Origin of the sequence: Mesorhizobium sp. M7A.F.Ca.CA.002.04.1.1, assembly GCF_004022805.1 — a bacterium.
Lineage (GTDB): Bacteria > Pseudomonadota > Alphaproteobacteria > Rhizobiales > Rhizobiaceae > Mesorhizobium > Mesorhizobium ciceri.
This window is the reverse complement of record NZ_RZPL01000098.1, coordinates 1-11198: the sequence shown is the minus strand read 5'-3', so window position 1 is coordinate 11198 and position 11198 is coordinate 1. Positions and strand designations below refer to the sequence as shown.

The window sequence follows — 11198 nt, the reverse complement described above, 5'->3', positions numbered from 1 at the left end:
CTTCCACACCGACATGCCGGGCAGCCTGGAGGCCTACTACCAGGAGATAGGCCGCGCCGGCCGCGATGGGCGGGACGCCGAGGCGCATATGCTGTTCGGCCTGGGCGATATCCGCATGCGCAGGTTGTTCATCGACGACGAGGATGCGCCGCCCGAGCACAAGAGGCGCTCGCATGGCCGGCTCGACACGCTGATAGGCTATTGCGAGACGGCGCAGTGCCGCCGCCAGGTGCTGCTCGGCTATTTCGGCGAGGAAGCGCAGCCCTGCGGCAATTGCGACACCTGCCTCGACCAGGCACCGCGCGCCGATGGCGGAGCCGAGGCTCGGATCATCCTGACGGCGATCGCCCAGAGCGGTGAGCGTTTCGGTGCCGGTCATGTCATCGACATCCTGCTCGGCCATGAAACCGAGAAGGTGCTTGCCAGGAACCACCAGAGGCTCACGAGTTTCGGCAGTGGTCTGGCGCACAAGAAGGATTTCTGGCTATCGCTGATCCGGCAACTCGTCGCCGGCGGGTTCCTGATGCCGGATCCGGCCGGCCATGGCGGCCTCGCCATCGCCGAAAAGGGTCATGCGCTTGGCCGTGGCGAGGTGCCGTTCCATTATCGTGTCGAGGTACGCAGCCGCGCCTTGCGCGGCAAGATGCGCTCGGGGCAGGATCTCGGGCAGTCGGCTGTGGACACCGGGCTACTGGCCGCGCTCAAATCCTTGCGCCTGCGGCTCGCCAAGGAGCGCCAGGTGCCGGCCTATGTGGTGTTCTCGGATCGTACGCTGATCGACATGGCCGAGCGCCGCCCGCACGACCTCGACGCCTTCGCCGAAGTGAATGGGGTTGGGGCGGCAAAGCTCAAGGAATTCGGCCAGGTTTTTCTGAGTGCGATTGCCGAGCACCGGTCGGGTGAGGCGGCCTGAGGTCAGATCAGCGACTGGTCACGCGCCGTGAAGCAGAGGGATCTTCGGAGAAGGCATCCGTTCCGAAACCTCCTGTGCCGCCGCCGCCCATTCCTCCACCGCCCATGCCCCCCAGGGACCGATTAGTTCAACGTTTTCTGGCCGGCCGGTCGACAGATCAGGCCCAGACTGAGGCGTGCATCGACTTCATGGCCGAGCATTTGCAACCGCAATAGATGCCGCTGTCCGCTTGCAGGCACCTATCCACTGCAAGCGTCGCGGGCGACCCGCCGGGCGTCAGTCGCGCGATGTGGACAGTCCCGCGAGAAGCGGAGCGTAGGCGGCGAGCCTGCGGGATACGAACTCAGTGAAGAGCCGCACGCGCTTCGTCTTGCGTGTCTCCCCATGCGTGAGAAGCCAGAGCGTTCCGTACAGGTGCAGGTCGGTGCCCGGCACCCTCACCAGCAGGGGGTCGGCATCTCCGACGAAGCACGGCAGTGTCGTGATCCCGAGACCTTGCCGTACGGCAACGATCTGCGCCTCGGCGTCCGTGATCCTGAATGGAACTCCCGTGGTGCCAACCTCACCCGCGCTGGCCCACTCTGGAATTCCATGAACGCTTATGACGATCCACCGGATGGGATCAGGTGCGCCCGCACGCCACGCGGCCAGGCGATCGCGGGACATGTAGACGCCGCCAAACACCTCCGCTCCCTTCAGTCCGTGAAGATTGAGCGGCAGGTTTTTGCGGTCGTAGACGACGCGGATCGCCACGTCGGCCTCTCGGTTGGTCAGATTTGCCAGCTCGCCGGACGACAAGATTTCCATCTCGATGTCTGGATGCAGGTGCGCGAAATCGGCGAAGTCCGGCATGAGCAGGTGCGTCGCGAGGGGCGGTGCCAGCGTCACCCGCAGAAGTCCGCGTACGCTCTGGTCGCGCCCGAAGACGCGCGTCTCCAGCTGGTGCGACGACGCTTCCATCTGGTTCGCGAGCTCGAGGACCTCCTCGCCCGCAGCGGTCAGGCGGTAGCCCGAAGGCCGCTTTTCGAACATTTGCGCCCCGAGGCGTTCCTCAAGCTGTGCGATGCGTCGCAGCACGGTCGAGTGATTCACCCCGAGCTGCGCGCCGGCAGCCCGCACCGAGCCTCCGCGTGCGACGGCTAGAAAGTAGCGAACGTCATCCCAGTCGATCATGGTGCAATCCGGCACCGCGCGGTGCGCCTTCCAAAGCCCGTATCTAACACATCCTACAGCAGTAGGGGCGGGATATCGTGGCTTGTGTCGACAAGGGCGACGCTATTCCGAACGGCGGACACGGATCGTCGCGGGCTGGCGTCAATCCTGAAAGCGGATCGATTCTGCACCACCGATGTGCGCGCTTCCGCACTCACCGCGCGACCCCGGCGGGCCCATCTAGAGGTTCTCGGGGCGTCCCCGAACGACCAAAGACAGAGCCTGGAAGGATTAAGTCATGGGAAAACTGGATGGTAAGGTTGCGGTTATAACGGGTGGTGCCACCGGCATCGGCCTCGCCGCTGCAAAGCGCTTCATCGAGGAGGGCGCCTTCGTCTTCATCTTCGGCCGCCGGCAGGAAGCGCTAGACGCCGCTGTGGCCGAGCTCGGGCCCAATGCCCGCGCGGTGAAGGGCTCGGTCTCGGATGAGGCCGACCTCGATCGGCTCTACGCGGCGGTGAAGGCCGAGCGCGGAGCCCTCGACATCATCTTCGCCAACGCCGGGGTGGGAAGCCTGCTTCCGCTCGGCAAGCTCACCGCCGGGCACATTGACGAGACCTTCAACACCAATGTGAAGGGTACGATCTTCACGGTCCAGAAGGCGCTGCCGCTGATGGGCGAGGGCGGTTCGATTATCCTGACCGGATCGAGCGCCGGCACCACGGGCGCGCCCGCATTCAGCGTCTATAGCGCGAGCAAGGCGGCCGTGCGCAACCTCGCGCGGACCTGGGCGGAAGACTTGAAAGGCACCGGCATCCGGGTAAACGTGCTGTCGCCCGGGCCGACGGCGACCGAACTCGCGAAGGCAGCGATAGGCGAGGAGGGCTTGAAGGTCTTCGCCTCGATGAATCCGCTTCAGCGTATGGCCGATCCAGCGGAGATCGGGGCGGCGGCTGCGTTTCTCGCGTCGCCCGACAGCAGCTTCATGACTGCCAGCGAGGTCGCCGTCGACGGGGGCTTGGCGCAAATCTGACCCGCTACGCCCCGCCGTTCATTCCATTCGATATCCCGAGCCCGCAGGGCCTGGTAAACTGAAGGAGAGTATACATGAGCTACGCAATTATCGGCTTCGGCAAGATCGGCCAGGCTCTTGCCAAGGCATTTGCCCGCAAGGGCCTCGAAGTGTCCGTGGCAACCACGCGCGACCCGGAAAGCTTTGCATCCGACGCGGCCGCGATCGGACCCACGATCATCCCGAAAACACTGGCGGACGCCGTCAAGGCGGACATCATCTTTTTGGCTGTCCGCTTTGAATCGCACCCGGATGTCGCGAAGGCGCTGCCAAGCTGGGAAGGCAAGACGATCATCGACGCGACGAACGTGTTTCCAGTCCCCGAAGAGCTGGACGGTCTGCCGTCCTCCGCCTTCGTCGCGAAGGCGTTCACCGGCGCCAAGCTCGTCAAAGGCTTCAATCACCTGATTGCGGCCACCCTGGCTGCCGATCCGATCGTCGAGGGCGGGCACCGGGTCGTCTTTCTGTCGAGCGACGACGAGGACGCGATCGCTCCCGTGGCGGCCTTGGCCAGACAACTCGGGTTCGCACCGGTCAAGCTGGGGAAGCTCAACGAGGGCGGCACGCTGGTGCACGCACGCGGCCGCACTTGGGGCCAGCTGATCTTCCAGGACCTGTTCAAGAAGGAGCAGTAACGGATTTATCGTGCGCCGACAGAGTGGCAGGCGTTCGATGCCGGCCACATCGTCGGCAAAGAGCCAAGCGCGCGAAGTGACATGCTTGAAAGCTTACATCTGCCTGGGATCCTTCGGCCGACATGTGCCTGCCACCCAGGAATCGTAGTTGCAATAGCTGATGTCCCAGCCGGCATCGCGTCTTTTGAAAGTTGCCTCACGACCGCCCGCGCGGATGGGTCCGAAGCCACCCCAACTGCCATCCGAGCCTTTGTAATTTCCCATGACGCGATAATTGCAGTTGTTCACGACGACGTTGCCGTCCATCGACACGCATGCCGATGCAACAGTGGCAAGGCTGAAGAAAGCTGCGATGGCGAGAGAGGCTTTGCGCATCGTGGTCTCCTAACTGGGTTCGGCGAACCAACCGTTACGAGATCGTGGGCCGGGCCTCTTCCCCATTTGGGCTAAACCGGCTGGTAAATTCACGGCGGCATGGCTGCGCTTGCGGACAGAAGCGATGTGCGGAGATGCCGAATGGGCCTGCCCATCGCCGAAGCTTTACGGCCTCCGCGAAGGCCAGAGTGTCCCGGCTCGAGCGGCTCTATCGCCGCCTCTCTACCAGATCCGCAAGATTTGCCGGAGGTTAACGGTAGACAATGAGCGGCCGCAACTGTGTCTCTTTCCGGCCATTTTCTTCAGTCCTGGTTCGGCCCAAAGGCCATATGTCAGGGGGATCACTTTTCAGGGGCAGGCCAGTTCCGCTCGACGGGCAGTGAGAGGCGGAATGTCGACCCGTTGACGTCGCTGGCGGCCAGTATGAGACCGCCGCCATGCTGCCGGGCGATCTCGCGTGAAATGTAGAGCCCTAAACCGGAGCCGTTTACCAGTTGGCCCGCGGCGCGATAGTACCTCATGAATATGAACTCGTGGTCGTCGGGCGCTACGCCAGAGCCCTGATCCGCCACGTGTACAAACGCCACGCCCTGCTCAGTCGACAGCCGGATCGTCACAGAGCTGGTCACCGATGAGTATTTCAGGGCGTTCTGGATCAGATTTTGTATCACAATCTCCAGCAGGTTGCGGTCACCTTTCACAATCACTTCATCGCCGTGAGTGAAGCTAACACGTCCGGCCGCAGCATCATCCAATCCCGCTTCGGCGGCGCGCAAAACCTCATTCAGGTCGAACATCTTGATCCTGGGAAGAGTTTCGTGCCCGCCATTGAGCCGGTCGAAGGCTAGGACGTTTTCAATCAGCGATGACATCCTTTTGACGGTCTGGCGGATCCTTGTGGTGCGCAACTTGATATTGTCGGCGCTTTCACCTGCAGAAGATGACAGATTGTCGGCGGCGGCAGAGATGACGGCCAACGGGCCGCGAAACTCATGAGATACCAAGGCCACAAAGTCCCGCTGCTGAGCCAGAGCATCGTTGGCGGTGTCCAGAGCCTGCCTGAGCTTGAGTTCAAGCAGGTGACGTCGATCCACTTCCACCATGAGCGAGGTGTTTCTTTCCCCAAGCTCAGCGGTCCTTTCGCGCACCTTGATAGTCAGCTCCTGCTCGGCCAAGCGCGACACTGCGATGACGCGGTCCTTTTCCTCGCTCAAGCTGCGCTCGGCAAGCCGCGTTCTCTTCGCGACGGCCGCGCTGAGCAACGCCAGGTGAATCACGGTCCCGCCGGCCAAGAATCTGGACAAAGAGCCATCCAGTTGGAACGGGTTGGCCCCAGTATACATCATCTGCATCACCAGCATGACAGAGATTACGCTCAAAAATGCAATCGCCGACAGCAGATATTGATACCGTCGCCGCACAATGAGCAGATAGAGCACCAGCAGCGAAATGAAGATGAGAGACAGCTGCTGCAGTCGCGATACGAAAAACCCGACGTCGCCGTAGCGTCCCACAATCGCAAAAGCCAAGGCGATGCCATTGAGCAGTACAACGCCCTGGGAGATGCGCCACGCCCAGATCAATTGGCGGTGAAAATCAAACAGTCTAGATAAAAATAATATCAGCACTATACTGTATAAGCAAACGATAATACCCCAAATGAGGTGTATGGTTTTCGGCTCTAGAGACCTCAGAATTTCGGATGCGTATCCCATGTGGAAGAGACTTATTAGCCCAGACTCTATGATAAACAAGACACACAAACAATATAGACAATGCGGCGAATAAATGAAATCGAATGGTATCAGATTGCTGCATGGGGTCCGTAGATGATCGGAGAAGGCTACAAGCATGGCGTTATCGTGATCTCCCCCCTTGTTTATCTTGTCGATGACGACAGGGATTTCCGCGAGGAGATGGTCTTCGGACTATCCAGATTGGGCCTGAACGTACATGGATTCCACAATGCTGCCGCCCTCTACCGAGCCTGTGCCGCCAAGCCGGCTGAAATCGTCATTCTCGACATTGGCCTGGAGGGCGAAGACGGCCTTTCCATAGCTACCCATTTGCGGGCCTTACAATCGGTCGGGATCGTCATGGCGACGGCCCGGAGTTCCATCGACGACCGGCTCAATGGTCTTGAAGCGGGCGCTGACGCTTACCTCGTCAAACCCATTGATGTTCGGGAGCTTGCTGCCACGGTGATGGCGGTCAATGAACGTCTCAACAGGCGCCGCGCCCCTTCGTCGTCTCCGGCCCCACGATGGGCCCTCGAGGAAGGCGGCTGGGTGCTTACCGACGGCATGGGCCATCGCCTTCGCTTGACCACCTCGGAACGGCACTTTTTGGAACGCTTGTTCAGTGAGCGTGGCAAGACCGTCGATCGCCGCGCGCTCGTCGAAGCCATGGGCGCAGACATCTATGACTTCAACTATGCCCACCTGGACACCATCGTGAGCCGGCTGCGTCGAAGAGCCAAGAAATCCGACATGCTTCTCCCCTTGCACGCAATTCGCGGGTCAGGCTTCGCCTTCCCCGATTAGAATGATCGTGCCGACCCTGTCCAGAGAGAAGATTGCCGATCTCATCAATTTGGAAGATGACAGGGAAGGAATTCGAGAAGCATCCTCAAGCGACTGACAGTAAGTGTAAGGATATGACAGTTACTGCGATTGTGAATAATCGCGAGATTAATTACTTCAAGGAAAGGGTTGGATAAATCCGCATTCGTTAGATGGCTCGCATTCTATGCATAATCGAATAGGAATGTATCGTGCGCATGGCGAGGTAGATAACGAGGGCGGCGGTGCGCAGAAGGGGTGCGGGATGCGGCAGCATAAGAGAATTTTATTTGCCAGTTGTTCTATTCTAACGTTCGCATCCATCTATGTCGCGATTACCCCCGCGCTAGCCGGGGCGCCAAGCAACGAACAACTCTATCAGATGATTTTGGACCTGCAGCGAAATCAGAAGCAGATGGCGCGCAAACTTGAGGCCGCCTACGCCGAGACTGCTCAGGTTAAAGAAGAACTGGCCACCCTCAGGGGTTCGGTGGCCCAGAGTCGCGAGATGGCTGCGCTATCCTCGGTTGAGAGGCGCATGTACCTGTCAAATCCGCAATCCGACACTCGTGCCGTTGCCGCGCCCAATGTGCGTGTCGGATTCGGCGCGGGAACCAACGGTAACGACCCGTATGCCTTTACCGACGGTTCCGTGGCGCTCCCGCTCGGTGAAAAATACGGCTTCCAGGTCGATGCGATTGGTGGCGTGACGCCAAACAGTAACTTCACAGGTGCCGCCGCGCATCTGTTCCGCCGTGATCCGAAAGTTGGGGCGCTGGGTCTGTATGGAAGCTACCTTCACGGCGGAGGTGGTTACGATGATGGTGGAGTTCTTGAAAACGGTTATGTCGAAGGCAAGCTCGGCGTTGAAGGCCAGTACTATCTGGGCCGGGTCACGCTTGAGGGACTTGCCGGTATAGAATGGAATTCACTTGAAGAGGACGTCAGCCCGTTCGCCGAAGGCAGGGTCGGGTACTATCCTACGGATAACTTCAAGGTTAATGGCGGCCTGCGTCATCGCGACGCCTTTGGTGGTAGAACGCAACTTGTTGGCGGCGCCGAGTACCTGACCGAGTTCGGAAGCGGGATAGCGACTTCTATCTACAGTGATTTCAGCTTCGATCTGACGAACAGCGACGTCTCCTCAAGCGGCGATTTTTCTGCGATGGCCGGTTTGAGATTCCACTTCGGCACCAATGGCGATCGAAGCGCCCCGAAGACAGTCTTCTGCAAGGATCCGGACCAGAATTTCGAGTGCGCGGTCACGGATGGTCAGAACGATTATTATGCCGACAAGCCAGGTCGTTCCTTGATTCAGCGTGATCGTGGCGACTTCCTTCCATCGCACATCGTAAAAGACGTTGGCAACTTGCCGACGCCTTCCACCAATGTTTGGGGACAGCCGGGGGCGCCTGGCGCACCCGGCGAGGCTGGTACGCCTGGAGTGCCCGGCGCGTCTGGACCTCCCGGCGCGCCCGGCGCGGAGGGACCTGGCGGACCTGCTGGGCCTGTCGGACTGCCCGGATCGGACGGGACACCTGGAGCGCCCGGCGATACCGGCGCGTCTGGACCTCCCGGCGCGCCCGGTGCGGAGGGACCTAGCGGACCTGCCGGACCTGCGGGACCGGAGGGACCTGCCGGACCGGTGGGGCCGGTGGGACCGGAGGGACCTACCGGACCGGCAGGCCCATAGTGCCTCCTTCTATCCTGGTCATGCCGCTACGGTTGGCGACGTGATCAGCAACTTAGAATCGAATCGTTTGAGGATAGCGGAGAGTATGACCGGCCCTCGTCTTGACTGCATGATCCAGGCTCCGAACCCGCCTGAGCTTGTCGCCGCGGAGGGGACGCGAGACTGGATGGATGCGACCGACCAGCATTTCGCCTACCGCTGCACGCCGCTTTCAATCGCCAATGCCAGCGGATGGGAATTGTTGAACCCCATAAATGTGACTGTTACTTGGAACGGATACAACACTACAAAAGACATCGCCTTCCATGTAAACGAACCGAACGTCACGCACCGATTCATCAGCTCGACCTTCGGGCACGGCATAGTAACCTTTCATCCGGGTTACGTGTTTCGCACCGAGCCGGGCTGGATGGTGTGGGCTCGCGGCTCTCCCAACCGGATGAAGGACGGAATCGCGCCGCTGGACGGCTTGGTGGAAACCAACTGGCTGCCGTTCAGTTTCACCATGAATTGGCGCTTCACCCGCCCTGGGTCTGTCACTTTTGCCAAGGGCGAGCCATTCTGTTTCATCACCATGATGCCAAGTGTCGCTATCGAGCAGGTGCAGCCGGTCATTCGTCCGATGGAGGACGATCCTGAGTTCCATAAAGAACATAAGGTTTGGAATAGCGAACGTCGACGGTTTTCGGCCGGCCTGCAGATGAACGACGAGCTTACCAAGGAGATGAAGTGGCAGAAGCACTATCTGCAGGGTGTTTCGCCGACGGGGAAATCGGTCGCGGATGACACTCACCGAGTAAAGCGAACTCTAAAGCGGCCGATCCACATCGACCAGTTGCGGGCCCAGGAAAAAGGTTCGCCAGTAGATGAAGCTAGCCAAGAGTAAGCGGCCTGTGCGCATTCCTCCAGTTGGATCGCTAGCATTTGGCCGTTCGATTAACGGGTCGGTTTCGAGCAGAGACGAAAGACCGGAATGCATCCGCCAGTTCGTGCGGTCGGGCTTTGTATTGGCGCTGGCGGCGCTCCTTGTCGGTTGCCTGGCGGATGGAAAAGGTAGCCCGAATACGGCTACAGAGTTAGTTCGCGTGAAAGCCGCTTACGCGAGGGAGCCGCATGAGGTCTTCATCGTCGATCGCAGCAAGTTTGACCAACGCTTTCTGCCTGTCGATGTGACGCCCCCGGAACGCTTGCCTGCCGGTACGGTGTTGATCGATACACGGCAGAGGTTCCTCTATCTATACCGCCTCAATGGGATGGCGCGGCGCTATGGTGTCGCCGTCGGGGCTAGCGGTTACAGTTGGTCGGGCATTGCCAGCGTAGGGCGTAAGGCGGAGTGGCCCGCATGGCATCCGACTGACGACATGCGTAACCAGTCGCCCGACCTGCCGCGCATGATCAGGCCCGGCACGCACAATCCGCTCGGCGCGCGAGCTCTCTATCTGTACAAGAACGGCGTGGATACGCTTTATCGTATCCACGGCACCTCAGAGCCCTGGACCATAGGAACTGAAGCGTCCTCAGGGTGCATTCGCATGCTCAACGAGGATGTGATCGAACTCTACAGTCTGGTGCCGAAGGGAGCAAAGGTCATCGTGAAGTGAAGCGAATTGAACAGGCACAGGCCAACGCTTGCTGTCGGATGCCGTTGGACAATACCCACGCCGGTGGCACAGGTGACGGCAGATTTCTGCTTCTATCCATATGGCGTCATAGAGGGAGAATTTAAGACATAGGCGTCGCTGCTCGTATCGATATCACTCGCGAATAAGGTTTTGGATACCTTAACCGTCATCTCTGTCCGTCATAATCGACGTTTAGGTATTCTTTTTTACACCTTTTGCGTGTATTGAAATAAAAAAATTCAATGGACGCGTCTATATGTCAGTTCTCGTCAGTGACGGCATGCCATTCGTCTTCCCGTTCGCCGTCGGCATCAGTCAGGGCGCGAACGTCCGAAGGACAAATCCAGGCTGATGGGTTGGCAATTGAACGGACCGAGTGAAAGGACCTATGATGAGGCGCTCTCTATTCATGCTGGTTTCCGCCGCGCTATTGAGTACCGCCGTTGCGGGTCCAGCGGCAGCGCAGACCGCCGCTGAAACAAACCAGACCCTTGACGCGCTGTTCGGCAGTCACACAACCTATCAGCAGTTCTTCGACAAGCTGCAGAAGGCTGTCAGTGCCGGCGACAAGCAGACCGTCGCGTCGATGATCGATTATCCCTTCCGCGCCCGGATCGGCGGCAAGGCGATCAAGATAAACGACGCCGCGCATTTCGTGACGGATTACGACAAGATCGTTACCGCCAAGGTCAAACAGACCGTCCTCAAGCAGACCTACCCGACGCTGTTCGCCAATTGGCAAGGCATCTCAATCGGTGATGGCGAGGTCTGGTTCTCCGGCGTCGGAGACGGCAACACCATCAAGATCACCGCGATCAACGACTGACACCTGGCGGAAGAAATTCCATTTCGATGACACCGACGCAACCGGTCGTTGACCACTCCGGAGGGGTTCACATGCTACGTTACATGTTCATTGCTTTGCTCGCGCTCGGCTCATCGTGGATGATCTCTGATGCCCGCGCACAATCGACCGTCGAATGCCAATCGAGGCACTATCAGTATGGCGAATGCTGGGCGGGCCCGCTGAGCAAGCCGCAACTCATTCATCAGACTTCTGGAAGTCCTTGTATTTTGAACCGGACCTGGGGCTACAATCCACGCAGCAAATATATTTGGGTCGCGCAAGGTTGCTCCGGAATTTTCGCCGATGTCGGCGGCTACCACCATGGACG

12 protein-coding genes are annotated in these 11198 nt (G+C 59.6%); 9 read left to right on the top strand and 3 right to left on the bottom strand.

Annotated features, from left to right (window positions below; all coding sequences use genetic code 11):
- A partial coding sequence (locus tag ENZ75_RS07800) for an RQC domain-containing protein (RefSeq protein ID WP_164887756.1) occupies nt 1–913 on the top strand: 913 nt, incomplete at its 5' end.
- Nucleotides 914–1189: 276 nt separating this feature from the next.
- Here the strand turns inward: ENZ75_RS07800 and ENZ75_RS07795 are convergent.
- Nucleotides 1190–2086, bottom strand: a complete 897-nt coding sequence (locus ENZ75_RS07795; RefSeq protein ID WP_063169444.1) for a LysR family transcriptional regulator — start codon at nt 2084–2086, stop codon at nt 1190–1192.
- Between the two features lie 277 nt (nt 2087–2363).
- On the opposite strand from ENZ75_RS07795, the gene ENZ75_RS07790 reads away from it, so the two are divergent.
- Nucleotides 2364–3098: an SDR family oxidoreductase gene (locus ENZ75_RS07790; RefSeq protein WP_063169443.1), complete on the top strand. Its 735-nt coding sequence runs from the start codon at nt 2364–2366 to the stop codon at nt 3096–3098.
- Between the two features lie 74 nt (nt 3099–3172).
- A complete protein-coding gene (locus tag ENZ75_RS07785) occupies nt 3173–3772 on the top strand; it encodes an NADPH-dependent F420 reductase (protein WP_013529054.1) in 600 nt (199 codons plus the stop codon).
- A 93-nt stretch (nt 3773–3865) separates the two neighbouring features.
- Here the strand turns inward: ENZ75_RS07785 and ENZ75_RS07780 are convergent, their stop codons facing one another.
- Together ENZ75_RS07780 and ENZ75_RS07775 are read right to left on the bottom strand one after the other, a co-directional pair.
- Nucleotides 3866–4147 (bottom strand): hypothetical protein, encoded by a 282-nt coding sequence (locus ENZ75_RS07780; RefSeq protein ID WP_063169442.1) that lies wholly within the window; start codon nt 4145–4147, stop codon nt 3866–3868.
- Between the two features lie 341 nt (nt 4148–4488).
- On the bottom strand, nt 4489–5730 hold the full coding sequence (locus tag ENZ75_RS07775; RefSeq protein ID WP_244514241.1) for a HAMP domain-containing sensor histidine kinase: 1242 nt from the start codon (nt 5728–5730) through the stop codon (nt 4489–4491).
- Nucleotides 5731–5976: 246 nt separating this feature from the next.
- On the opposite strand from ENZ75_RS07775, the gene ENZ75_RS07770 reads away from it, so the two are divergent.
- The 6 genes from ENZ75_RS07770 to ENZ75_RS07745 form a co-directional block, all read left to right on the top strand.
- Nucleotides 5977–6690: a response regulator transcription factor gene (locus tag ENZ75_RS07770; RefSeq protein ID WP_063169440.1), complete on the top strand. Its 714-nt coding sequence runs from the start codon at nt 5977–5979 to the stop codon at nt 6688–6690.
- Nucleotides 6691–6895: 205 nt separating this feature from the next.
- Entirely contained in the window at nt 6896–8401 is a 1506-nt protein-coding gene (locus tag ENZ75_RS35005; RefSeq protein WP_245441344.1) for a collagen-like protein, read from the top strand.
- An 85-nt stretch (nt 8402–8486) separates the two neighbouring features.
- Entirely contained in the window at nt 8487–9287 is an 801-nt protein-coding gene (locus ENZ75_RS07760; protein ID WP_063170393.1) for a DUF6065 family protein, read from the top strand.
- Nucleotides 9268–10002 carry a L,D-transpeptidase gene (locus tag ENZ75_RS07755; RefSeq protein WP_082826592.1) on the top strand — a complete coding sequence of 245 codons (735 nt, stop codon included), beginning with the start codon at nt 9268–9270 and terminating at the stop codon, nt 10000–10002. Before ENZ75_RS07760 ends, ENZ75_RS07755 begins: the two co-directional genes overlap by 20 nt.
- A 430-nt stretch (nt 10003–10432) precedes the next feature.
- On the top strand, nt 10433–10849 hold the full coding sequence (locus tag ENZ75_RS07750; protein WP_244514240.1) for a hypothetical protein: 417 nt from the start codon (nt 10433–10435) through the stop codon (nt 10847–10849).
- Between the two features lie 71 nt (nt 10850–10920).
- Nucleotides 10921–11198: DUF3011 domain-containing protein (locus tag ENZ75_RS07745; protein ID WP_128278008.1), on the top strand; the 278-nt coding region annotated here is incomplete at its 3' end.

Coding starts and splice junctions, on each gene's coding strand:
- ENZ75_RS07790 (WP_063169443.1), top strand. CDS start 2,364: ATGGGAAAACTGGATGGTAAGGTTGCGGTTATAACGGGTGGTGCCACC.
- ENZ75_RS07780 (WP_063169442.1), bottom strand. CDS start 4,147: ATGCGCAAAGCCTCTCTCGCCATCGCAGCTTTCTTCAGCCTTGCCACT.
- ENZ75_RS07785 (WP_013529054.1), top strand. CDS start 3,173: ATGAGCTACGCAATTATCGGCTTCGGCAAGATCGGCCAGGCTCTTGCC.
- ENZ75_RS35005 (WP_245441344.1), top strand. CDS start 6,896: ATGCATAATCGAATAGGAATGTATCGTGCGCATGGCGAGGTAGATAAC.
- ENZ75_RS07795 (WP_063169444.1), bottom strand. CDS start 2,086: ATGATCGACTGGGATGACGTTCGCTACTTTCTAGCCGTCGCACGCGGA.
- ENZ75_RS07750 (WP_244514240.1), top strand. CDS start 10,433: ATGCTGGTTTCCGCCGCGCTATTGAGTACCGCCGTTGCGGGTCCAGCG.
- ENZ75_RS07760 (WP_063170393.1), top strand. CDS start 8,487: ATGACCGGCCCTCGTCTTGACTGCATGATCCAGGCTCCGAACCCGCCT.
- ENZ75_RS07770 (WP_063169440.1), top strand. CDS start 5,977: ATGATCGGAGAAGGCTACAAGCATGGCGTTATCGTGATCTCCCCCCTT.
- ENZ75_RS07755 (WP_082826592.1), top strand. CDS start 9,268: ATGAAGCTAGCCAAGAGTAAGCGGCCTGTGCGCATTCCTCCAGTTGGA.